The sequence below is a fragment of the Bradyrhizobium sp. TM233 genome, from assembly GCF_036247965.1.
Taxonomy (GTDB): Bacteria; Pseudomonadota; Alphaproteobacteria; order Rhizobiales; family Xanthobacteraceae; genus Bradyrhizobium; species Bradyrhizobium ottawaense.
This window is the reverse complement of sequence record NZ_BTIG01000004.1, coordinates 445,801-469,588: the sequence shown is the minus strand read 5'-3', so window position 1 is coordinate 469,588 and position 23,788 is coordinate 445,801. Positions and strand designations below refer to the sequence as shown.

The 23,788-nt window shown below is 65.0% G+C and carries 21 protein-coding genes; 15 read left to right on the top strand and 6 right to left on the bottom strand.

The features are described from left to right. Position 1: 1 nt before the first annotated feature. Complete coding sequence (locus AABA86_RS13385) at positions 2-1,741, bottom strand: ATP-binding protein (RefSeq protein WP_212246660.1); 1,740 nt, start codon at positions 1,739-1,741, stop codon at positions 2-4. 411 nt (positions 1,742-2,152) lie between these two features. On the opposite strand from AABA86_RS13385, the gene AABA86_RS13380 reads away from it, so the two are divergent. Next, on the top strand, positions 2,153-3,121 hold the full coding sequence (locus AABA86_RS13380; RefSeq protein WP_338307142.1) for a catechol 2,3-dioxygenase: 969 nt from the start codon (positions 2,153-2,155) through the stop codon (positions 3,119-3,121). Here the strand turns inward: AABA86_RS13380 and AABA86_RS13375 are convergent. Together AABA86_RS13375 and AABA86_RS13370 are read right to left on the bottom strand one after the other, a co-directional pair. Then, on the bottom strand, positions 3,118-6,639 hold the full coding sequence (locus AABA86_RS13375) for a molybdopterin cofactor-binding domain-containing protein (protein ID WP_338307141.1): 3,522 nt from the start codon (positions 6,637-6,639) through the stop codon (positions 3,118-3,120). The two genes, AABA86_RS13380 and AABA86_RS13375, sit on opposite strands and share 4 nt — an antisense overlap. Further along, positions 6,639-7,121, bottom strand: a complete 483-nt coding sequence (locus AABA86_RS13370; protein ID WP_338307140.1) for a (2Fe-2S)-binding protein — start codon at positions 7,119-7,121, stop codon at positions 6,639-6,641. Before AABA86_RS13370 ends, AABA86_RS13375 begins: the two co-directional genes overlap by 1 nt. A 250-nt stretch (positions 7,122-7,371) precedes the next feature. Between AABA86_RS13370 and AABA86_RS13365 the strand changes: the two genes are divergently transcribed. From AABA86_RS13365 to AABA86_RS13325, 9 genes are all read left to right on the top strand, one after another. Next, a complete protein-coding gene (locus AABA86_RS13365) occupies positions 7,372-8,829 on the top strand; it encodes a 6-hydroxynicotinate reductase (RefSeq protein WP_212246642.1) in 1,458 nt (485 codons plus the stop codon). Next, positions 8,826-9,719 (top strand): UPF0280 family protein, encoded by an 894-nt coding sequence (locus AABA86_RS13360; RefSeq protein WP_338307139.1) that lies wholly within the window; start codon positions 8,826-8,828, stop codon positions 9,717-9,719. Before AABA86_RS13365 ends, AABA86_RS13360 begins: the two co-directional genes overlap by 4 nt. Positions 9,720-9,734: 15 nt before the next feature. After that, positions 9,735-10,319, top strand: coding sequence for an amino acid synthesis family protein (locus tag AABA86_RS13355; RefSeq protein ID WP_018320970.1), 585 nt, complete (start codon positions 9,735-9,737; stop codon positions 10,317-10,319). Positions 10,320-10,398: 79 nt separating this feature from the next. After that, on the top strand, positions 10,399-11,601 hold the full coding sequence (locus AABA86_RS13350; protein ID WP_338307138.1) for an ABC transporter substrate-binding protein: 1,203 nt from the start codon (positions 10,399-10,401) through the stop codon (positions 11,599-11,601). A 147-nt stretch (positions 11,602-11,748) separates the two neighbouring features. Next, entirely contained in the window at positions 11,749-13,638 is a 1,890-nt protein-coding gene (locus tag AABA86_RS13345; RefSeq protein ID WP_338307137.1) for an ABC transporter permease, read from the top strand. Beyond that, on the top strand, positions 13,635-14,426 hold the full coding sequence (locus AABA86_RS13340; RefSeq protein ID WP_212246636.1) for an ABC transporter ATP-binding protein: 792 nt from the start codon (positions 13,635-13,637) through the stop codon (positions 14,424-14,426). The genes AABA86_RS13345 and AABA86_RS13340 overlap by 4 nt, the downstream gene beginning before the upstream one ends. Then, a complete protein-coding gene (locus AABA86_RS13335; RefSeq protein ID WP_212246634.1) occupies positions 14,423-15,127 on the top strand; it encodes an ABC transporter ATP-binding protein in 705 nt (234 codons plus the stop codon). Before AABA86_RS13340 ends, AABA86_RS13335 begins: the two co-directional genes overlap by 4 nt. Before the next feature lie 24 nt (positions 15,128-15,151). Next, complete coding sequence (locus AABA86_RS13330) at positions 15,152-15,607, top strand: MarR family winged helix-turn-helix transcriptional regulator (protein WP_212246632.1); 456 nt, start codon at positions 15,152-15,154, stop codon at positions 15,605-15,607. Between the two features lie 193 nt (positions 15,608-15,800). Beyond that, positions 15,801-16,187 carry a hypothetical protein gene (locus AABA86_RS13325; RefSeq protein ID WP_338307136.1) on the top strand — a complete coding sequence of 129 codons (387 nt, stop codon included), beginning with the start codon at positions 15,801-15,803 and terminating at the stop codon, positions 16,185-16,187. Between the two features lie 10 nt (positions 16,188-16,197). On the opposite strand, the gene AABA86_RS13320 is transcribed toward AABA86_RS13325, so the two are convergent. Both AABA86_RS13320 and AABA86_RS13315 read right to left on the bottom strand, forming a co-directional pair. After that, positions 16,198-16,887: a hypothetical protein gene (locus tag AABA86_RS13320; protein WP_338307135.1), complete on the bottom strand. Its 690-nt coding sequence runs from the start codon at positions 16,885-16,887 to the stop codon at positions 16,198-16,200. 124 nt (positions 16,888-17,011) lie between these two features. Then, a complete protein-coding gene (locus AABA86_RS13315) occupies positions 17,012-18,208 on the bottom strand; it encodes an amidohydrolase family protein (protein ID WP_338307134.1) in 1,197 nt (398 codons plus the stop codon). 157 nt (positions 18,209-18,365) lie between these two features. Between AABA86_RS13315 and AABA86_RS13310 the strand changes: the two genes are divergently transcribed. The 4 genes from AABA86_RS13310 (at position 18,366) to AABA86_RS13295 (ending at position 21,253) form a co-directional block, all read left to right on the top strand. Then, positions 18,366-19,139, top strand: coding sequence for a ferredoxin--NADP reductase (locus tag AABA86_RS13310; protein ID WP_338307133.1), 774 nt, complete (start codon positions 18,366-18,368; stop codon positions 19,137-19,139). 105 nt (positions 19,140-19,244) lie between these two features. Next, entirely contained in the window at positions 19,245-19,571 is a 327-nt protein-coding gene (locus AABA86_RS13305) for a hypothetical protein (RefSeq protein ID WP_212246624.1), read from the top strand. A 98-nt stretch (positions 19,572-19,669) separates the two neighbouring features. Next, a complete protein-coding gene (locus AABA86_RS13300; protein ID WP_338307132.1) occupies positions 19,670-20,926 on the top strand; it encodes a cytochrome P450 in 1,257 nt (418 codons plus the stop codon). 93 nt (positions 20,927-21,019) lie between these two features. Beyond that, entirely contained in the window at positions 21,020-21,253 is a 234-nt protein-coding gene (locus AABA86_RS13295) for a hypothetical protein (RefSeq protein WP_212246620.1), read from the top strand. 6 nt (positions 21,254-21,259) lie between these two features. On the opposite strand, the gene AABA86_RS13290 is transcribed toward AABA86_RS13295, so the two are convergent. Continuing rightward, the gene (locus AABA86_RS13290) at positions 21,260-22,516 is read right to left on the bottom strand and encodes a DUF763 domain-containing protein (RefSeq protein ID WP_338307131.1); all 1,257 of its coding nucleotides are present in this window, start codon (positions 22,514-22,516) and stop codon (positions 21,260-21,262) included. A 127-nt stretch (positions 22,517-22,643) separates the two neighbouring features. On the opposite strand from AABA86_RS13290, the gene AABA86_RS13285 reads away from it, so the two are divergent. Then, the gene (locus AABA86_RS13285; protein WP_338307130.1) at positions 22,644-23,786 is read left to right on the top strand and encodes a mechanosensitive ion channel family protein; all 1,143 of its coding nucleotides are present in this window, start codon (positions 22,644-22,646) and stop codon (positions 23,784-23,786) included. The last annotated feature ends 2 nt before the right edge of the window (positions 23,787-23,788 follow it).

Sequence of the window (23,788 nt, the reverse complement as noted above, 5' to 3'; positions counted from 1 at the left end):
TTTACCGCAGCGGCTTCTTCAGGAGCGAGAAGCGGTCCGGATCGAGCCCCATCGAGGGCTGCAGCATCGGGGCTTCGACGTTGGAAAGCGTCTTGGCGGGTGGAGCCGAGAACACCGGGTCGTTCGGCACGTCACGCTGCGAGGTGGCGCCGCGCCAGCGTTCGAGCACGGCGCTGACGAAATGCATGTCGTGGCCGGAGGTGACCGAAGGCACGCTGCTGATGGTAGCCTCGCCGCGCGGCAATTGGTGCGGTGGCACCTCCTTGAAGCGCAACCGGGTCGGCAGTGCGACGCCTTCGCCGAAGGCCAGCACTTCACGCGTGCCGAGCGAGGGTACGAAGGAGAGCAGGTTCGCGGCGGCGTCCGACACCGCGGCGCGCAGCAGCGCCTGGTCGCGCTCGTTGGCAAGACGCATCGTGAACAGCGTATTGCACTGGGAGATGATGGTGGCGTCGAGCTCGGCCGGACGCTGGGTGATGAGACCGAGATAGACGCCGTATTTGCGGCCTTCCTTGGCGATGCGCGACACCGCCTTGCGGGTCGGCCCGAAGCCGACGTTGCGGTCGGCGGAGGCGTAGCGATGCGCTTCCTCGCAGACGAACAGCAGCGGTGAGACCCCGTCGCTCCACAGGCCGAAATCGAAGGCCATGCGGCACAGCACCGAGACGACGGAATCGATGACCTCGGCGGGGAAGCCGGCGAGCTGCATCACCGTCATCGGCTTGCCGTTCGCCGGCAGGCGGAACAGATGACTGATGACCTCGGCCATGGTGTCGCCGCCGACATTGGCGTTGTCGAACATGAAGGCGTAGCGCGGGTCGTTGCGCACGGCTTCGATGCGCGAGATCAGCTTGTGATAGATGATGCGCGAGGAGCGGTTCTCGAGCTTGCCCATGCGCTCGTCGATCAGCGACATCAGGTCGACCAGGCGGTACGGCACCGGGGTGTCGACGGTGTAGCCGATCTGCTTGGGATCGATGCGCTTGAGGCCGATGCGGTCGGCGTTCTGGTATTGGGTGTAGACCCCCTTGGCCAGCGGGATCACTTCGGCCAGGATGTCGAGCTCCTCGGGCACGCCGGCGCGGCCGCCGAACAGCACGTCGACGATTTCCTCGAAATTGAACAGCCAGAACGGCAGCTTCAGGTTCCGCGGGTTGAGCACCAGCGCGCGGTCGCCGAAGCAGCGGCCATATTCGTTGTGCACGTCCAGCAGGAAGATGCGCAGGTTCGGGCGCGCCTTCAGGATCTCGTTGAGCAGGAGCGACACGCCGGTGGATTTGCCGACGCCGGTCGATCCCAGCACCGCAAAGTGCTTGGACAGCATTTCCTCGACATCGACATAGGCGACGACCGAGCGGTCCTGCTGGAGGAAGCCGACATTGATCTGGTCCGAGCCGGTCGGCGCGTAGATCGTGCGCAGCTCCTGGCTGGTAATCAGATCGACGGCATCGCCGATCGTCGGATAGTTGGTGACACCGCGCTGGAATTTCGGCTTGTCGCTGGCGTTGAGAATCTCGCCGAGCAGGTCGACCGAGGCAATCGCAATATAATTGTCGCTGTTCGACAGGTTCTCGCAGGACACCTCGGTGATCATCGCGACGATGACCGAGCTGGCGCTGCGAATACTGACGAAGCGGCCGACGGTCGCCCGAACTTCCGAGATCGGCATCTGGCTTTCTGCCAGCAGCCCGACCCGGGCGAGCGATCCGCGAACCGAAATCACGCGTCCAAAGGATGTCACGATGAATGAACCTGGCAAGAGCAAGGGATTTGCTCGGACTATGCGCGGCCGTCGCTGGACAAACGGTTAAGCGGCAGGCGCGGGCACTTCGTTAAATCCGCGACAATTCGGCCGTGAGGTTTGTTCCGATTGCATATTTGCGGGCGGAAACGGCGGGAAATTGGCGCAATTTCAGCCCGTTGGAGAGAGAAGCAATTAAGGAACATTTTACCATCCGGCCAGTCAGTCCACCGTTCGGGGGACGTCTCCATTCGATCCGGGCAACGTTTGATTTGTTGACGAGACCTAATCATTTGTACATTGGTACAAATAGCGGTCCGCGTGACCGCCTCCGGGCATAAGCGCGTTGCAGCCTTGCGCCCGATGACGCGATCCGGTCTGCGGATCGCCAGCTGCGCCCTGGAGGAAAGCATGCAACCCGAACCGATCCTCGATCTTGCTCATCTCGGCCATATGGAGCTGCTGACGCCCAAGCCCGAGGAAAGTCTGAAATTCTTCGTCGACGTCATGGGCATGACCGTCAGCGGCCAGAAGGGCGAGTCGGTGTACTTACGCGGCTGGGACGATTACGAGCGCTACTCGCTCAAGCTGACGGCGTCGAAGACCTCAGGCATGGAGCACATGGCGCTGCGCGCGCGCAGCCAGCAGGCGCTTGAGCGCCGCGTGGCCGCGCTCAAGGGCTCCGGCTTCGACATCGGCTGGATCGACGGCGACATGGGGCAGGGGCCGACCTTCCGCTGCCGCGACCCCGACGGCCACATCGTCGAGCTCTATTACGAGACCGAATGGTATCAGGCGCCGCCGGAGCTGAAGCCGGCGCTGAAGAACCAGGCCCAGCGCTTTCCCGCGCGCGGCGTCAATGTCCGCCGTCTCGACCATCTCAACTGCCTCGCCGTCGACATCAAGGCCAACCGCGAGTTCTTCGAGAACTACCTCGGCTGCCGCCTCACCGAGCAGATCGTGCTCAATGACGGGCGGGAAGCGGCGATGTGGCTGACGATGTCGAACAAGAGCTACGATTTCGCCTATTCGCTCGACCATTCAGGCGTGCCGGGCCGCTTCCACCACGTCACCTATGCGCTCGACAGCCGCGAGGAAATTCTGCGCGCTGCCGACATCTTCCTGGAGAACGGCATCCACATCGAGACCGGCCCGCACAAGCACGCGATCCAGCAGACCTTCTTCCTCTACGTCTACGAGCCCGGTGGCAACCGCGTCGAGGTCGCCAATGCCGGCGCGCGCCTGATCCTCGCGCCGGACTGGAAGCCGATCGTGTGGACCGAGGAGGAGCGCAAAAAGGGCCAGGCGTGGGGGCTGAAGACGATCGATTCGTTCCACACCCACGGCACGCCGCCGGTGGAAGTGAAGAAGCACGCTTAGTGGATTGAATTGCGCACCCGCGCAATCGTCTCGCGCACGCCGGTCCACGCCGGCTTGTCCGGCGCGAACTGGCCGCGCAGGAACCTGACGAGCTCCTCGATTTGCACGTCGCTCATGCTGTTCCGGAACGCGGGCATGTAGCCGAGGTCGCTCGACACGGGCTCAGCGATGCCGTGCAGGATCACCTGCACCAGATTGTCCGACGTCGCGCTGTGCAGATTGCTGTTAAGCGCGAGCGAGGGCCGGCTGCCGAACAGCGGTAAGCCGCCGACCTCGTGGCAGACGGCGCAGGCGCCCTGATAGAGCCGCGCGCCGGTAGACGAGGCGACGGTGACTTGCGTTGCGCTCTCGAGTTTTACCGCGAGCGCAGGCGCGTCGGGCGCGGTGTCGTTGAACGAGTTGAGATAGACCGCCATCGCGCGGATGTCCTGGTCGGGCAGGGCCTTGAGATCCCTGACAACAGGCGCCATCGGGCCGGCGGCCACGCCGTGATAGCGCGAATATCCCGTTCGCAAGTAAGCGAATAGCTCGTCCTCGTTCCATGGGATCGGCGCATGCGAGAGCGAGGTCAGCGGCGGCGCCTCCCAACCCTCGGCAAAGCCGCCGGCAAGATATGCCCCGCGCTGCTCGGCGCCGAGAGCGTTGCGCGGCGAATGGCAGGCGCTGCAATGGCCGAGACTTTCGATCAGATAAGCGCCGCGATTCCATTGCTCGGATTTGGCGGGGTCGGGTCTGAACGGGTTCGCCGAGTGAAACAGCGCATTCCATCCCGCGAGCAACGGGCGCAGATTGAACGGGAAGGCGAGCGTGTTCGCGGGTGTTGTTGCGCGCACCGCAGGCTGCGCCATCAGGTACGCGTACAGCGCCTGCATGTCGGCATCGCTGGTTTTCGAAAAATGCGTGTAGGGAAAGGCGGGATAGAGCTGCCGCCCGTCGCGGTGTAGCCCGTCGCGCATCGCGCGCTCGAACGCCGGGTATGACCAGGCGCCGATGCCGGTCTCGACGTCGGGCGTGATGTTGGTCGTATAGATCGTGCCGAACGGCGTCTCCAGGGCGCGGCCGCCGGCATTGAGCACGCCATTGATCGCGGTGTGGCACTCCGCGCAATTGCCGAGCGCCGCGAGCTGCTCTCCGCGCGCGATCGTCGCCGCGGAATAGACCGATGCGTCGGGCCGGGCGATCGGGGCAATCGCGCGCCCCGGCAGAAGCGCCGCGCCAATGCCGATCGCGGCGGTGCAGACGGCGGCAATCGTCGCGACAATGCCGGCGCGTTTGGCGAAGGGATTTTGCCAGATGCGCGACGGCTGCGGCGCGGAGGGCGCGGGCAGGGCCTGCGGCACGGGCGATGTTTCACCGTGCAATCCCCTCAGAATGCGTTCGGGCGTAAACGGCGGCTCGCGAAAGCGCACACCGGTGGCATCGAAGATCGCGTTCGCAATTGCCGCCGCGCTCGGCACCGAGGCGGACTCGCCGACGCCGAGCGGCGGCTGGTCCTGACGCGGCAGCATCAGCACGTCGATCTTGGGCACGTCGGGGAAGGGGATGATCGGATAGGCGCCCCATTCCCGCGCGGCCACGACGCCGCGCTCGAACGAGACTTCTTCCATCAGCGCGCGGCTGGTGGACTGGATGACGTTGCCGTGGATCTGGTGGCGGACGCCGTTCGGATTGATCATCAATCCGGAATCCTGTCCCGCAACCACGCGGGTCACGCTGACATCGCCGGTCGATTTGTTCACCGCGACATCAGCGATCCATGCCGACCACGCCGCGCCGTAGCCGGGAAACTTGCTGTGGACGTAGAGCGCATAGGCAAAGCCGCGCCCGTGCACGATCTCCCCGTCCTGCTCCTCGCGCACCGGCCGGGGCGTCCAGCCCGCGCGCTCGGCGACCGCATTGACGAGATCGACGGCGCGCTGGTCCTTCAGATAGCGCAGGCGGTATTCGATCGGATCGACGCCGGCCTCGGTTGCGGCTTCGTCGATGTAGGATTCGTGCGCAAAGGTGTTCGGCAGCGCGGAGACGCCGCGGAACCAGGAGGCGCGCACGATCGGCGGCATGTCGTGCGCGACGACGCGCATGTGGTCGTAATCGTAGGGCGGGATCGCGGTGCGATCGCCCATCTGCAGCACGGCAGGTTCGGGCGAGATCCGACCCGTCAGCAGCAGCGCCAGAGTCGGTGCGGCATTCGAGGGATAACGCGTGGCGAGATCATATGCCGCGATACCGCCGTCCGCATCCAGACCGCCATTGACGTCGATGAGCTGCGCGGTGCCCTTGGGCTCCCAGGCGTGCTCCTGCTCGCGCGTCAACTGAACCCTCACGGGGCGGCCGACCGCGCGCGAGAGGAGCAGCGCGTCGGCGGTGACGTCGTCGGCGCAGTTGCGGCCGTAGCAGCCGGCCGCCTCCAGCCGGATCACCTCGATCTCGCTCTCGGGACGCTCGATCAGCAGCGCGAGGTCGCTGCGCAGCACGTGCGGATTTTGCGTGCCCGACCAGACCCTGATGTTGTCGTCCTGAAAATCCGCGACGGCGCAGGACGGGCCGATCGAGGCGTGCATCTGATACGGCCACACGTAAGTGCGCTGCATCGGCTTGGACGCGCCGGCAATGGCCGCATCGACGTCGCCCTTGTCGATCAGCGTGCGCGGTGTCGATGGATTGGCGCGTAGCGCAGTCTCGACGTCGGCGAGATCGGTCAGCTCAGGCGTCGGCTTCCAGCTCACCTTGAGCTGCTCCGCCGCACGGATCGCATTTTCCTCACGCTCGGCGACGATTCCGACGAAGTCGCCGATGCGCACCACGGCGACAAGCCCGGGAACGTCGCGTACTGACGCTTCATCGACCGCGATCAGGCTGGTGCCGACGAACGGACCGGCATCGACGCCGGCATAGGGCGGGCGCACCACGCGGCCGTGCAGCATGCCGGGGACGCGGATATCGTGAACGAAGGTCAACTCGCCCGTGGCCTTGGCGGGAAGATCGACGCGCGGCATCGACTGGCCGACGATGGCATAATCGCCGACCGCCTTGACGGTGACGTCGTCGGCAAGCTCGAGGCTGATCGTCTCGTCGCCGATCAATTCGCCATAGCTGATGCTGCGGTTGTCGCGGCCGCGCACGAGACCGTCCTCGATTCTGAGATCCGCCGCCGGCAGCTCCAGCCGCTCGGCCGCGCGCGCGATCAGGAAGTGGCGTGCTTGCGCCGCGGCCTTGCGCAGGGGCACGGCGGTGATCTGGATGGTTTCGCTCGCGATCGTCGCGCCCTGGTTCGGCACCACCGCAGTGTCGCCGAGCACCACGACGACGCGCGCAAAGGACACATCGAGCTCCTCGGCGACGATCTGGCCGAGCGCGGTGCGGATGCCGGTGCCGAGATCGACATGGCCGTTATAGGCGCTGACCGATCCATCCGCGGTGATGCGGATGAAAGTCTCGGATGTGAGTTCGTCCACGGTGCGCGCGACGACGAGCGAGCCGGATTGGCGCTCAGCTCCATCAGGGGCAGGGGAGGCCATCAATCAACGGCCTCGGTGAGCTGGCCGGAAGCGCGCATCACGGCGCGCAGGATTTCAACATGCGTGCCGCAGCGGCAGAGATTGTAGCGTAGCGCCGCCAGCGCCTCCTGCTCCGTCGGCCGCGGGTTGATCGCGAGCAGCGCCTTGGTGGTCATGATCATGCCGTTGAGGCAGTAGCCGCATTGTGCGGCCTGCTCGTCGACGAAGGCCTGCTGCACGAGGTCAGGCTTGTCGCGCGTGCCGAGCCCTTCGAGCGTCACGATGTCGCGGCCGGCGCAGCCACTGACGGGAATCACGCAGGAGCGGGCCGCGGCCCCGTCGATCAGGACAGTACAGGTGCCGCATTCGCCGAGGCCGCAACCATATTTCGGGCCGTTGAGCGCGAGATCGTTGCGCAGCACGTAGAGCAGCGGCGTCTCCGGCGCTGCAGCGACCTCGTGGATCCTGCCGTTCACGGTGAGGCGGATCGGTGTCTGCGTCATCCTCGTTTCCAAGCGCTCGGCCAAGTCATGGCGAAAATCTACGTCGCGACGATACCGTTTGTACACAAACGTGCAAGCCATGCATGCCGCACTGCAGCGCGACTGCCTTCTTTGTGGACAGAGCGGATAGGCAAATGAGGTTTTATGCAGCAGCCGCATCTTTTGCGCTGCACCGCCGCTTGACAGCCATCCGGGGCGCGCGCACCATCGTTCGTATACGAATGATAACCGCGGTCTCGCTGGCTCTGACATGGTGATGGAAACGACGAGCGCTGCTATCGACAAGATCCGCTGCGATGCGTGTCCGGTGATGTGCTACATCAAGCCGGGCGCGGCGGGGGCCTGCGATCGCTACGCCAACCACGACGGCAAGCTCGTCCGCGTCGATCCGCACGTGATCCTGGAGCGCACGGTCTCGCATGGCGGCAAGCTGGTCCCGTTCAGCCGCACCGAAGATTGGGACGGCAAGATCGTCCATGAACCTTCGACTTTCGTGACAGCGATCGGCGCAGGCACGACCTATCCCGACTACAAGCCGGCGCCCTTCATCGTCTCCGCGGAGGTCGACGGCGTCGACATGGTGACTGTCGTCACCGAAGGCATCTTCTCCTATTGCGGCATCAAGGTGAAGATCGACACCGATCGCTATCTTGGGCCGGAGACCGCCACGGTCCGTGCGCAGGGCGAGGCCGTCGGCCACGTCACCACCAGCGAATACGGCTCGCAGATGCTGTCGCTGGGCGGCGTGCATCATCTCACCGGCGGCTCCAAGAAGGAGGGGCGCGTCACCTGCGACACGCTGATGGATCTCGCCAATTGCAAGGCGGTCGAGCTGACCATCGACGGCGGCGCGAGCGTCATCGTCCAGGCCGGCCAACCGCCGATCGTCAACGGCATGAAGGAAGAGCGCATGCGGGTCGGCTGCGGCTCGGCGACGATCGGCATGTTCGCCAAGCAGTGGCACGGCAAGGTCGACGAGGTCGTCGTGGTCGATGATCACATCACCGGCGTGCTCTCGGAGCATCAGGCCGGCAAGCTGCTCGACATCGCCGACACCGGCATCAAGATGAAGGGCCGCCGCTCGACGCCCGGCCGTTATTTCCAGGTCGCCGATCCCGGCACGGGGTGGGGCGGCACTGACATCTCCGATCCGCTGGCGATCCTCGGGCCGTTCGATGCCAAGGAAGCAAAGCCGGGTCTCTCGATGCTGATGGTCTCCACGACCGGCGAGCATTCGTCTTATTACGTGCTCGACGAGGCCCTGAAGCCGGTCGAGACCGAGATGCCCGACGACCTGAAATTCTCGGTCGAGCGCATCCAGGAGAATTGCGAGCCGGCGCTGTGCACGGTGCTGTTCATGGCCGGAGCCGGTGGCTCACTGCGCGCCGGCGTCACCGACAACCCGGTGCGGCTGACGCGCTCGGTGAAGGATGCGCTGACGCGCGTCACCAGCGGCGGCGCGCCGGTCTATGTCTGGCCGGGCGGCGGCATCACCTACATGGTCGACGTGACGCAGATGCCGGCGGGCGCGTTCGGCTACGTGCCGACGCCGGCGCTGGTTGCGCCGATCGAGTTCACGATGAAGCTGTCCGACTATGCCGCGCTCGGCGGGCACATGGATTACGTGAAGCCGCTCTCAGAGGTGCAGAACGGCGACGATGTTCGCCAGCTGCCATGGCAGAACCCGATCCCGGGGCCTCGGGCATGACAAGGTTCCCGCAAATCGCATTGCTGTCTGATGGCCGGCGGCTGCATTTGCAGGATGGACCGATTGATCTGGTCGTTGAGGCGCGAGGGCGCACGGACGATGTGCGTGCAGCGTATGAGGCGGCTGCGCGCCGCTTAACCGGGCTGCTCGACGAACTCTGCGCCGAATTGCCGGAGCTGCGGACGGCCGCCGGGAAGCGGACTTCGTTGAAGGGCGTGGTGGCGCGCCGGATGTACGCCGCGGTCGCATCCTATGCCTCCGATTGCTTCATCACGCCGATGGCGGCTGTTGCCGGGAGCGTGGCGGAGGAGATCCTGGGCGCCATGCTCGACGTGACATTGCTGGATCAGGCTTATGTCAATAATGGCGGCGACATCGCGCTCCATCTCGGCAAGGGCGAGCATTTCTCGGTCGGCCTAATGGACCGACCCGATCGCAACGGCGTGATGCGGACGATGAGGGTGGATGCGGATGACCCCGTGCGGGGCATCGCGACCAGCGGGCGTCATGGCCGCAGCTTTTCGCTCGGCATTGCCGACGCCGTGACGGTGCTGGCGCCAACGGCGTCGCGGGCCGATGCGGCTGCGACGGTCATAGCCAACGCTGTCGATCTGCCCGGGCATCCCGCCATCATCCGGGCGCCCGCAAACGAGCTGCAGCCCGACAGCGATCTCGGCGAGCGCCTCGTGACTCGCGGCGTCGGTGAATTGTCGCAGAGCGAGATCGCGGCCGCGCTCGAATGTGGCGCGGAATGTGCACGGCAATTATTCGATCGCGGATTGATCGAGGGGGCCGTCTTGCAGCTTTGTGGTGATATGCTTGTCATCGGACCCAAGGATATAGAAGAGCGACGATCGCGCCCGCTTGTGCTGGAGAACGCGGTTGCCTGAACAGGGAAGCGAAACATGAGCGCGATCATCCGCAAGATCGTCACCGTCGTCGAAGAGACGCAGATGGAGATGGGCCGCCAGGTCTCGCCGCCGACCCGGCGCGCGGCTGCGATCGCCGTCATCGAAAATCCCTTTGCCGGACAATATGTCGAGGATCTCTCGCCGCTGATCGCGATCGGCGAGGAGCTCGGCGAACTGCTGTCGAAGCGCGCGGTGGCGGCGCTCGGCATCGATGGCGCGAAGGCGCAGAGCTATGGCAAGGCCGCCGCCGTCGGCGAGAACGGCGAGCTGGAGCATGCCGCCGCGATCCTCCATCCCAAGATGGGCGCGCCGGTGCGGAAAGTGCTGAGCAAGGGCGCGGCGCTGATCCCGTCGTCGAAGAAGCGCAGCGGCCCGGGCACGACGCTCGACATCCCGCTTGGGCACAAGGATGCCGCGTTCGTGCGCAGCCATTTCGACGGCATGGAGGTGCAGATCAACGATGCGCCACGCGCCAACGAGATCATGGTCGCGGTCGCCGTCACCGACAGCGGCCGTCCGCTGCCGCGCGTCGGCGGGCTCACGGTCGCAGAAGTCAAGGGCGAGGACGGTCTGAGATAGGGCATGATCCGGAGATGCGGGCACAGCTTCTCCGGCAAGATTGTGATCGAGACATAGAACTCAAAAACTGGAGGTTGGGATGCGAGCAAGAAATTACATCGTCGGCGCGGCCTTCGCGCTTCTGGCAGGCGGCATGGCGCATTCGGCCCTGGCGCAGGACATCAAGATCGGCGAGATCAACAGCTATTCGCTGCTGCCGGCGTTCACCGAACCCTATCGCAAGGGCTGGCAGCTCGCGGTCGAAGAGATCAACGCGGCCGGCGGCATCAACGGCAAGAAGCTGGTTGTGATCTCCAAGGACGACGGCGGCAAGCCGGCGGACGCGCAGACCGCGGCGAATGAGCTGGTGTCCAGCGAAGGTGTCGCGATGCTGACGGGTACGTTCCTGTCGAACATCGGCCTTGCCGTCAGCGACTTCGCCAACCAGAAGAAGGTGTTTTTCCTCGCGGCCGAGCCGCTGACGGATGCCGTGACCTGGTCGAAGGGTAACAAGTACACCTTCCGCCTGCGTCCCTCCAACTACATGCAGGCGGCGATGCTGGTGGAAGCAGCCGCAAAGCTGCCGGCCAAGCGCTGGGCGACGATCGCGCCGAACTATGAGTACGGCCAGTCGGCGGTCGCGGTGTTCAAGAAGCTGATGTCGGAGAAGCGCCCTGACATCCAGTGGGTCGACGAGCAGTGGCCGCCGCAGGGCAAGATCGACGCAGGTCCCGTGGTGCAGGCTGTTGCCGCCGCCAATCCCGAAGCGATCCTCAACGTCACCTTCGGTGCCGACCTCGTCAAGCTCGTGCGCGAGGGCAACACCCGCGGCCTGTTCAAGGGGCGCGAGGTTGTTTCGTTCCTGACCGGCGAGCCGGAATATCTCGATCCGCTGAAGGACGAGACGCCCGAGGGTTGGATCGTCACCGGTTACCCCTGGTACTCGATCAAGACGCCCGAGCATGACGCGTTCCTGAAGGCGTACCAGGCCAAGTACAACGACTATCCCCGCCTCGGCTCGATCGTTGGCTACCAGACCATCAAGGCGGCCGCCGCGATCCTGGCGAAGGCGGGCTCGAGCGATCCGGAGAAGCTGATCGCCGCGGCGGAGGGGATCTCCATGCCGTCGCCATTCGGCGAGATCACTTTCCGCAAGATCGACCATCAGTCGACGCTTGGTGCCTTCGTCGGCAAGACCGCGCTGAAGGACGGCAAGGGCGTGATGGTCGACTCCGTCTACAAGAAGGGCTCGGACTATCTGCCCAGCGATGCCGAGGTCGAGAAGCTGCGTCCGAAGGATTGACCGCCGCTGCCGTAGCGTGGGTTAGCCCTGCAGATGCGCAAAGCGCATCTGCTCAGCGTAACCCACCACTTTCGGTGCCACACGAGAAAAGGTGGTGGGTTACGCTGCGCTAACCCACCCTACGACTTCCCCGAACCCGGACCGCCGATGGCCTTTTACGTCGTACAGTTTCTGACCGGTCTCGCCAGCGCGGCGTCGCTGTTCCTGGTGGCCTCGGGCCTGTCGATCATCTTCGGCGTGACGCGGATCGTGAATTTCGCGCATGGCGCCTTCTATATGATCGGCGCCTACATTGCCTTTACGCTGACGGAGCGCCTGTCGGGCGCATTCGGCTTCTGGGGCAGCATGGTGCTGGCCGCGATTGCCGTGGCACTGATCGGCGTGCTGGTCGAGATGGTGCTGCTTCGCCGCATCTATCACGCGCCAGAGCTGTTCCAGCTGCTCGCGACCTTCGGCCTGACCCTGATGGTCGAGGATCTCGTGGTGCTGATCTGGGGGCCTGACGATCTCGTCGGCCGCCGTGCGCCCGGCTTCAGGGGCGCAATCGATTTCTTCGGCCAGAACATCCCGAGCTACGATCTGTTCCTGATCGTGCTCGGGCCCGTCGTGCTCGGCATTCTCTGGCTGCTGTTCCAGCGCACGCGCTGGGGCGTCCTGGTGCGCGCGGCGACGCAGGACCGCGACATGGTCGCAGCGCTCGGCGTCAATCAGAAATGGCTGTTCACGTCGGTGTTCGCGGTCGGCGTCTTCCTCGCCGCGCTGGGCGGCGCGCTTCAGATCCCGCGGGATGCCGTCCATCACGCGATGGATCTGCGCATCATCGTCGAGGTGTTCGTCGTGGTCGTGATCGGTGGCCTCGGCAGCATCGTCGGCGCGTTCGTCGCGGCGGTGCTCGTCTCCGAGCTCAATGCCTTCGGCATCCTGATCTTCCCGAAGATTTCCATCATCCTGGTCTTCCTGGTGATGGCGGTGGTGCTGATCGTTCGGCCCTGGGGCCTGTTCGGCAAGCCGGAGGCGCCGGCGCGCAAGACGCCGGGGCTCACCGTCAATCCGTGGCGGCCGTTGACGTCGAACGAGCGGCTGGCCGCGCTTGCAGCGCTCGTGATCGCAGCGACGCTGCCGCTGTTCGCCGGCAACTATGCGCTGACGGTCGGCTCGGAGATCGCGATCTTCGTCATCTTCGCCGTCAGCCTGCACTTCCTGATGTCGGTCGGCGGGCTCGCGTCCTTCGGCCATGCCGCTTATTTTGGACTCGGCGCCTACGGCGTCGCTTTCCTCGCCAAGATGGCGGGGCTGCCGATGATCGTGTGCCTGCTGCTCGGGCCGCTGCTCGGCTGCATGGGCGCCGCGGTGTTCGGCTTCTTCGCCGTGCAGCTATCCGGCGTCTACTTTGCGATGCTGACGCTCGCCTTCGCACAGATCGTCTGGTCGATCGCGTTCCAGTGGGTGAGCGTAACCGGCGGCGACAACGGCATATTGGGCGTCTGGCCGGAAAAGTGGGCGGCGAGCCCGTCGCACTTCTATTGGCTGGCGCTCGGCGTTGCGGCGCTGGTGACCGTCGCGCTGCGGGCCATGGTATTCTCGCCATTCGGCTACGCGCTCCGTGCCACGCGCGACTCGCTCCTGCGCACCGAAGCGATCGGCATCAATGCCAAGCGCATCCAGTGGACCGCCTTCGTGATCGCAGGCACGACTGCCGGCATCGGCGGCGCGCTGTTCGCCTACCTCAAGGGCAGCGTCTTCCCCGACAATCTCGGCATTTCGCTCTCGGTCGATGCGCTGGTGATGGTGCTGCTCGGCGGTGTCGAGACGGTGTCCGGCGCGGTGATCGGCGCGATCGTCTACAAGGCCTTGAACATCTGGCTGGTCAGCCAGACCGATTTGTCGAAACTCGTGCTCGGCGGCTTCATCGTGTTGATCGTCGTCGTCTTCCCCAAGGGCATTGTCGGCATGCTGGAGATGCTGGCGCAGCGTCGCAGGAAGGCATCGCCGCCGGGATCACCTTTGCTCGCCAAGCCGATCGAGTCTGCCGAATGAGTGTCGCACCCCCACTTCTTGCGGTCGAAGGTCTGACCAAATCCTATGGCGGCATCCATGCCGTGCGCGGCGTCTCGTTCTCGCTGCGCGCCGGCGAGATTTTGGCGCTGATCGGGCCGAACGGCGCCGGAAAAAGCACCTGCTTCGACATGCTCAACGGCCAGAACAAGCCTGATACCGGGCAAGTCCGCCTGCTCGGCGAAGAGACCACCGGCAAGAAGCCGCGCGAGATCTGGCGTCTTGGGGTCGGGCGCACCTTCCAGATCACCGCGACCTTCGCCACCATGACCGTGCGCGAGAACGTGCAGGTCGCGCTGATCTCGCACGGGAAGCAGCTGTTCAATCTGTTCGGCTCGGCGCCGAAGTTCGACCGCGGCGAGGCCGGCCGTCTGCTCGAGCTGGTCGGCATGGGCGGCTATGCCGATCGGCCCTGCGGCGAGCTTGCCTATGGCGACCTCAAGCGGCTCGAGCTTGCGGTGGCGCTCGCCAACCAGCCCAAGCTGCTGTTGATGGACGAGCCGACTGCCGGCATGGCGCCGCGCGAACGGGTCGACCTGATGCGGCTGACTGCGAGCATTGCGCGGGAGAAGTCGATCGGCGTGCTCTTCACCGAGCACGACATGGACGTGGTGTTCGAGCACGCCGACCGCATCATCGTGCTGAATCGAGGGACGCTGATCGCGGAGGGCACGCCAGCCGAGGTGCGCGGCAATCCGCAGGTGCAGGCGGTCTATCTCGGCGAGGGCCTGGTCTACGATGCCCGCCATCGCGAGGGAGCCTCAATATGAAGCTCACCGTCGAGGGCCTCAACAGCCATTATGGCCCGGCGCATATCCTGTTCGACATCGGCTTCGAGGTCGGCGAGGGCGAGGTGGTTGCGCTGCTCGGGCGCAACGGCGCCGGCAAGTCGACGACGTTCCGCTCGATCGTCGGCCTGGTCGCGCAACGAACCGGCCGCATCATGTTCGAGGGCAAGGACGTCTCGTCCAAGCCGACCCACGAGATCGTGCGCGAGGGGCTCGGCTATGTGCCGGAGGAGCGGCGTATCTTCACCGACCTGACCGTCGAGGAAAATCTCGAGGTGGGCAAGCAGCCGAAGCGCCCGAACGCGCCCTACTGGACGCGTGAAAAGCTGTTTGCGCTGTTTCCAAATCTCGGCGAGATGAAGAACCGCCCAGGCGGCCGCATGAGCGGCGGCGAGCAACAGATGCTGACGATCGCACGCACGCTGATGGGAAATCCGTCGCTGGTGCTGCTGGACGAGCCCTCGGAGGGCCTGTCGCCGAAGATCGTGGAGCAGATGGTCGACGCCATCCTGACCATGAAGAAGGAGGGCGTCAGCATCGTCGTTTCCGAGCAGAATCTGCATTTCGCGCGGTTGATTTCCGACCGCGCCTATATCATCGAGCGCGGCCGCATCTGCTTCGGCGGCACCATGGCCGAGCTCGACGCGCGTCCGGATATCCGCGACGCGCATCTGTCGTTGTGAGGCAAAGGGAGGGGCAGCGAGCGGATGGCGAGAAGCGTCACGGCCAAGAAGAGCGTCAAACCGGGAAAACCGCCTTACGTGCTCGACGAGCAGGTCGGCTTCATCCTGCGCCAGGTCTGGCAGCGCCACAGCTCGATCTTCTCCCGCGATATCGGCACCAATTTGACGCCGACGCAGTGGGCGGCGTTGTCGAAACTCGCCGAGACCGGGCCGTGCTCGCAGAACCAGCTCGGCCGGCTGACGGCGATGGACGTCGCGACCATCAAGGGCGTGATCGATCGGCTCACGGCGCGCGGGTTGACCGAGACCAGCCAGGATCCCGAGGACGGTCGGCGGCTGCTGGTCAGCCTGACGCGCGCCGGTCAGCAGCTTTCGGAAAAGGTCGCGCCGAATGCGCTTGCCATCACCCGTGAGACGCTGGCGCCGCTCGAGCCCAAGGAGCGCGACATGCTGATGGCGTTGTTGAACAAGCTGCGGTGAGGGTGCCGTAGACGGTCTCGTAGGGTGGGCAAAGGCGCGAAGCGCCGTGCCCTCCACTTCTCAATGGTAGGCACGCTTCCGCCGTCGCTCTTCGAGCTATGGCGGACAAGTCGCTTTGCCCACCCTACGGCAGTTGAACAAGGTGCGGAGACGGGCGACTAACCTCGATGAAGGATCTGTCGAGGTTTTAGTCATGAGAGTCGCGGCGAAGCTTACGATGGTTCTCACTCTCGGCGCGGCGCTGGCGGGCAGCGCGCCTGCCTTTGCCGCGCAGCCCTACGAAGGCTTCTGGGCGTCCACCAAAAAGGACTGCCGCGACGACGACAGCCCTAACCGCATGAGCATAGAAGGCGGCAATCGGCTGTATTGGTACGAGACGCGGTGCCGCGCCAGCGAGATCACCGCCGACGGAAAGCTCGGCTGGAAAATGAAGCTCGCCTGCGAGGGCGAGGGCGAGAAGTTTCGCTCCAATCCCCGGGTCTCCATCGCAACGGACGGCAAGCTGGTGATGGACAACGGACCGGTCGGGCAGGCCAAGCGCCAGACCTATGTGCGTTGTGAGATCGCGAAGAAGCGCTGATCTCGAACGCTTACGTCTTGCCTGGCCATTTGGCGCGGTAGCGGATTTCGCTGCCGTCGGCGAGCCGCCGCCAGGTCCCGAACTCCGGCGTATGCGGCGCCCGGGCCGTCAAGTCGATCGGATAGATTCGGTTCGGCTGGCCTTCGACATTGACGGCGAGCTGCCGGTGCGAGGTTCGAAACGCGAGCTCGACTTCGCCCGCGATGACGGGCTGGTCGCCGTCACGATGGAAGGCGGCCGGGGTCACTTCGCCCGGCATCGTGTTGAGGTCGGTCTGCAATTCGATGGTGATGCCCTTGTCTGATGTCGGCACCGTGACCCCGGCCGGAAAACGGACCTCGAATACGAGCAGGGGATTGGCGCCGTTCCGGTTGAGCCAGGGTGTCGCAGTCGCATAGGCGTAGGCAATGTAGATGCCGATCCCGGCGACGCAGAGCAGGACGACGACGCCGAGAGACTTCAGGCTGTTGCCCGCGACGCTGCCATTGCCTGCGTCCTCGCCTGAACGCGTCACCAGCCAGTTGGCAAACACCGCGCCGGCGATCGCGCCGATGGGGGGGTAGACAAACAGTCCGAGCAGACCCGATGTGATCGGGTCCGCGCGGTTGCCGAAATCGAACAGGGACAACAGCACAAAGGTCGCGAGATAGCCCGCCACCGCGCCGGCAACGCCGACGGCTATTCGCGATGAGTTCTTCATGTTGCCCTCGATGGTCCAGCAATGAACTGCCGCCACCGAGGGCTGCCTGCGTTAGACGCAGCAGGCCGCAGACTTGTTCAACGCCATCGAGGGGCGTGCGGAGCGGCGTGCCGCTCCGGCTGCGTCACTTCGCCACCACCTCCGGCACCTTGCCGGCGGGCGGGGTGTTGCGGCTGCGCTGGGTGCGCACGATGCCGTCGATGATGGTCATGCCGATGCCGGGGAGGTCGCCGAGCTGGACGCTCTCCAGGATGTTCTTGCCGGGCGAGTGCTGGGCCTTGTCCATGATGACGAAGTCGGCGGATCGCCCCACTTCAATGAGGCCGCAATCGAGTTCGCGCATCCGGGCAGTGTTGCCGGTGGCGAGACAAAACGCGATCTCGGCCGGCAGCTCGCCGAGCGAGGACAGCATCGAGACCATGCGCAAAATGCCGAGCGGCTGCACGCCGGAGCCGGCGGGCGCGTCGGTGCCTAGAATGACCCGGTGCAGATCGCCCATCTCGCGCGCGGTGCGCAGCGTGAACAGAGCGGAGCGCTCATTGCCGTTGTGCACGAGCTCGAGACCGCGCTTGCAGCCCTCGCAAATGCAGCGGATCTGGTCGTCGGGCAGGGCGGTGTGGCCGCCATTGATGTGGCCGACCACGTCGGTGTCGGCCTCCAGCACGACATCCTTGTCGATCAGGCCGGAGCCGGGGATCGAGGGGCCGCCGGTGTGGATGGTGCTCTGGATGCCGTATTTGCGCGCCCAGCCGACCATCTTGCGCGCGGTCGGGCCGTCCTTGACGCCGCCGAGGCCGACCTCGCCGAGCAGCTTGACGCCGGCGGCGGCCAGCTCCTTGAAGTCCTCCTCGACCATCTCGCATTCGATCACGGGCGCGCCGGCGTGAACCTTCACGCCGCCCGGACGCAAGGTCCAGAATGCGCGCTGGGCGAAGATGGCCATCGCTTTCAGGCCGACGACGTCGCGGGGCCGGCCGGGCATGTGAACCTCGCCGGCCGAGATCATGGTGGTGACGCCACCATGCAAATAGCTGTCGATCCAGTTGATCTGGTTCTGGCGCGGCGTCCAGTCGCCCGCGACGGGGTGGACGTGGCTGTCGATCAGGCCCGGCGCCACCGTGGTGCCCTGGGCGTCGACGATGGTGGTCGCGCCTTCGATGTCGACGTCCTTGAAGCGGCCGATCGCGGTGATCTTGCCGTTCTCGGCGACGATGGTGTCGCCATCCAGGATCGGCTTTTCCAGGGCGCCGGACAGGATCAGGCCGATATTCCGGATCACGAGCTTCGAGGGTCCGGCGGCCTGGGATGCGTCATGCGCCATTGAAGGGGCTCCTTATTCCTAACTGCAACGCTTTCGATCTTGGGCAGCCTTGACCGCGGGATCAAGCAGGATTATTCATTAGTATACGAATGATCGTGTACAAACGACGCATAGCTGCCCGCCTCGGAACCGCATGGGAAGCGACAGGGAAGGTGAGATGAGCAATTTCAATCAGGAAAGCGTTTTGAGTGTCCACCACTGGACCGACACGCTGTTCTCCTTCAAGACCACGCGCAGCCCGACCTTCCGCTTCCGCAACGGCGAATTCACCATGATCGGGCTCAAGGTCGGCGAGAAGCCGCTGCTGCGGGCCTACAGCGTCGCCAGCGCCAATTACGAGGACACGCTGGAGTTCTTCTCGATCAAGGTGCCGGACGGTCCGCTGACCTCGCGGCTCCAGCATTTGAAGGAAGGCGACGAGATCATCGTCAGCCGCAAGGCCACCGGCACGCTGGTGATCGACAATCTGGAGGACGGGCGCAACCTCTACCTCATCGGCACCGGCACGGGCCTTGCGCCGTTCCTGAGCGTGATCAAGGACCCCGAGACCTACGAGCGGTTCGAGAAGGTCGTGCTGCTGCACGGCTGCCGTCACGTCAAGGAGCTCGCCTATGGCGAGATGATCACCGAGACGCTGCCGAAGGACGAGCTGATCGGCGAGTACATTCAGAACCAGCTGATCTACTATCCGACCGTGACGCGCGATCCCTTCCGCAACCGCGGCCGCATCACCGACCTCATCACCTCGGGCAAGCTGTTCGCCGATATCGGCCTGCCGGCGCTGGAGGCCGCCCACGACCGCGTCATGATCTGCGGCAGCCCGGCGCTGGTCGCGGATACCCGCGTGCTCCTGGGAGAGCGCGGCTTTGTCGAGGGCAATCACGGCGAGCCGGCCCAATTCGTGGTCGAAAAGGCCTTTGCCGAGCGCTAACGCGCAATTCTTGCTTGAGAAGACCGCATTTTCGCCGCGTGGGGCCCGTTGCGGCGCCGATTCGGCGCTTGATACACTGTGGGAACGAATCAGCGGAGTTCCCACATGGTTGCGGACAGCGACAGCAACATCGCCTGGCACCGGGTCCAGTTGAAGAAGAACCGCGCCGAGTTGAAGGCGCTGGAGACCGCGCGCTTCACGATGGGCGAGATCGCCTCCTCGAAGCGGAACGGCCAGACCCAGAAGGCGATCGCGGAACTCAAGCGCAAGATCACGTTGTCAGAGCGCGTGATCGCCGATCATGACAAGCGCACGCGCCGTCCGCTCGGCACCGACATGCAGAGCCTCAGCAACGGCAGCTGGAGCCATTGGGACGCCTATACCAACCAGCAGCAGCGCAAGACCGGCCCGCGCCCACCGGGACGCGGGTAGGCTCGTTTTCCGCGTCAGAGAGGCGCACGTTCCACCCCTTGCGCCGGCGGCGTCATGCACCAAGTGGGCGAGACGCCACCAACCGCTCCGGTGATCCCATGACAGCGCGCCTCGATTTCGCCAGCGAGGCCTTCTTTCGCGATCCGCCCAAGGCGATCGCGGCGTTGCGCATGTCCGGTCCTCTCGTCGCGACGCGGTTTCCCCTGGTCGGCGATGTCTGGATCACCACGACCCATGACGCGACGGCACAGGTGCTGAAAGACGGCGCCACCTTCACGCTGCGCAAGGAGGATGGCGACGTCGCGGGTCTGCGCTGGTGGATGCCGAGCTACGTCAGGACCATCGCCAACAACATGCTGACGATGGACGAGCCGGACCACACGAGGCTGCGCAGCATCGTGGACGAGGCCTTTCGCCGCCGTGCCATCGTCGCGATGGAGCCACGCATCCGCGCCATTGCCGACGGTTTGGCTGACGGGTTGTTCGCGGAGGGACGTCCAGCCGACCTGGTCCAGCGCTACGCGCGCATCCTGCCGCTCGCAGTGATCTCCGAGCTCCTCGGACTGCCTCTGGCCGACCGGCCCAAATTCATTGCCTGGGGCAACGCGATGTCCTCGCTGACGAATGTCGTCAGCTTCTTTCGATTGCTGTGGGCCTTTCGCAAGATGCGGGCCTACCTCGCGCAGCAATTGCAGGCCGCGCGCGAGCAGGGCGGCGAGGGCCTGATCGCCGAACTGGTCCAGGTCGAGCGCGAGGGTGGCCAGATCACGCCGGATGAAATGGTCTCGATGGTGTTTCTGCTGCTCGCAGCCGGCTCCGAGACCACCACGCATCTGATCAGCGGCTCGGCCTATGAGCTGCTCAGGAATCCCGGCCTTCGCGATTGGCTGGAACAGGACTGGAGCCGCGCCGGGCTTGCGGTGGAAGAGTTCTTGCGTTTCGTCTCTCCGGTGCAATTTTCAAAACCGCGCTATGTGCGGCGGGACGTCGAGGTCGAAGGCGTGCGTCTGAAGAAGGGTGATCGCGTCATGGTGATGCTCGCCGCCGCCAACATGGACCCGGCGATGCATGATCGTCCCGAGAGCCTCGATCTCGAACGCAAGCCGAACCGTCACCTCTCGTTCGGAACAGGAATCCATTTCTGCCTCGGACATCAGCTCGCACGCATCGAGGCGACTTGCGCGCTCCAGGCCCTGTTTACACGCTGGCCGCGGCTTGGGCTGGCCGTCGACCTCTCGCAGATTCATTGGCGCAAGCGGCCGGGCATTCGCATGATTGCGAAACTACCCGTGATTGCCGATGCCGGCGAACGGCGACAGGGGAGTTCCGATGCCGAGCGGCGGCTCGCAAGTTAAAGGGAACCGCGATCGCCGTTCTCTCATGCAACTGCGAAACAAACCCGGCGGTGCAGGCGTTGGCCATTGCTGACAACAATGATGGAGCAATCCATGCCCCACGGAGGCAAGATGCATATCGGTTCGGGCGCGCGCGGCAAGGGCGCAGGCAACGGAGCGCTGACGGATATTCCCAAGGACAAGATCGGCGACAACATGATCCTGTCGAACCGCGACAAGGCGCAACATTCCGACATTCGCGGAATGGACAGCAAGTTCATCCAGACCGAGCAATATCAGGACCATTCGGCAAACCGGCTCACGGACGACGAGGAGCCCGAAGATTAAGCGCCGTCAAGAGCCCGTCGACTTCTTCGCCGCGACGAGGTCGCGCTCCCAGCCGAACACGGAGCGGCCGTCGAGATCTGGCGAGGCCGCGCGCTCGCCGGCGATGTAGGCCTCGACCGATGGGCCGTGCGCGGTGCGCTCCAGCCGGCGCGCCTGGTCGTCGAGGCGCTTGATCGCCTGCATCTCTTCGTCACGTCCGAGCCTGGCGCTCTGGATCGCGCCCTTCAGCACGCGGATGGTCTCGTCGTAGACCTTGATCGGGACAGGGTAAGGATGCCGATCCTTGCCGCCATGGGCGAGCGAGAAGCGCGCGGGATCCTTGAAGCGATAGGGCGCGCCGTGCACGACCTCGGCGACCATCGCCAGCGAGCGCACGGTGCGCGCGCCGACACCGGGCGTCAGCAGCAGCTCCGGGAAATCGACCGGGCCGCGTTCGGCGGCTGCGGCGAGGGTGCCGTGCAGGCGCCGTGCGAACACATCCTTCGGCCGGACATCGTGATGCGCGGGCATGATCAAATGCGGCAGCATGGCCTGCGCCGGCTGCTCCGGCGGGGTCCCGGTGAGTCGTTCGAATTCGGTGAGAATCCGATCGGGGCCGAGATCGCTGAGGAGCTCGAGCTGCGCGTTGCGCGAGACATCGGCGCGGTGGTCGGTGAGATTGACGATCTCGCCTTGCTGCGGGCCGTCGATCGCGCTGTGCGGCGTATCGACAAAGCTCTTCAGCGCCTCGGAATGCCAGTGATAACGGCGGGCCTGCCGCTTGTCGCCGTTCATGCCCTGCTGCACCACCGTCCATTTGCCGTCGGCGGTGACGAAGAAGCCGTGGAGATAGAGGTCGAAGCCGTCCTGCACGGCCGCGCTGTCGACCTTCGCCACGAGGCGGCTGGCGCGGGTCAGCTTTGCGCCGTCGAATCCAACGCGGTCGCCGAGCTGCATCAACTCGTCCGGCGTCTTGCGCGAATGCTGGCCGCGGCCGCCGCAGACATAAATGCCGAGCTCATCCTGAAGCGGCCCGAGCCCGCGCTTCAGCGCGCCGATCACGGATGTCGTGATGCCGGAGGAGTGCCAGTCCATTCCCATCACGGCGCCGAAGGACTGGAACCAGAATGGATGCGACAGCCGCTGGAGGAACGCGTCCCGGCCGTAATGATGCACGATCGCCTGCGTGACGATCGACCCGAGCGAAGCCATGCGGCTCGCAAGCCACGGCGGAACCCGTCCGGTGTGCAAGGGAAGATCGGCGCTGCCGGTACGTCTGGTCATCGTGCCCCAAATTAGCGCAGTTCGGCGACGGTTGCATCTGCGGAATGCTGCATTGCACGAGAGAGGGGAGCGAAGCCGGCCGGGAGGCGTTGAGCGGGCTATGCGAATGCAATGATGGGGACAATCGATGAATTTGCAGGCCCTGATGGCGGACATCGACAGGATGTTCGGCTGGATACCGTCGTGGTTTGTCGGCCTCGGCCTGGTTGTCGGCGCGATCTTGCTGGCGCTGTTCGTCTACCGGCTCGCCGTATGGCTGCTCGCGCGCGCCTTCGGAACCCGCCTTCCGCTCCTGAGCGTATTCATCGACCGCACCGCCGGCCCGGCCCAGCTGGCGCTTTGCCTGGCGGCCGTCGCATTGGTCCTGCCGCTTGCGCCGCTCGACGACATGATCCGCACGCCGCTGATGCGCCTGTTCGTCGTGGCCGTCATTGCCCTGATCGGCTGGATCTCGATCCGGATCGTGGACATGAGCGCGGCGCGCTATCTGCAGAATTTCCGCGATGTCAGCGAGAATTTCGTCGCGCGCAAGCACGTCACGCAAGTTCGCGTGTTCAAGCGCGTCACCGACACCATCATCGTCGTCATCACGGTGTCCACCGCGCTGATGACGTTCGATTCGGTGAGGCAATACGGCGTCAGCCTGTTCGCCTCCGCCGGCGCAGCCGGCATCATCGTCGGCCTTGCCGCACGGCCGCTGCTCAGCAACCTGATCGCGGGCCTTCAGATCGCGATCACGCAGCCGATCCGCATCGAGGATGCCGTGATCATCGAGAACGAATGGGGCTGGGTCGAGGATATCGCCTCGACCTATGTCGTGATCCGGCTGTGGGACTGGCGCCGCATGGTGGTGCCGCTGTCCTATTTCATCGAGAAGCCGTTCCAGAACTGGACCCGCGACACCGCATCCCTGATCGGCGTCATCGCGCTCCACGTCGACTATCGCGCCGACGTGCCGCGCATCCGGCGTTGGCTGGAGGACGCCGTGAAGCAGTCCAAGCTCTGGGATGGCGCCGTGGTCAATCTCCAGGTCATCGACGCGGACTCGCGCACCATCGAGCTCCGCGCGCTGGTTAGCGCGCGCAACGCACCGCAATCCTGGGACCTGCGCTGCGAGATCAGGGAAAAGCTCGTGGCCTTCATCCGCGACGAGATGCCGGAGGCGCTGCCGCGCGAGCGCGCGATCCTGATCCCGTCGGCCGACGATGATGCCGATTTCCTGCAGCCCGTCACGCGGCCGGAGAAGATGCGGGCGAGCGCGCGCAATTGACG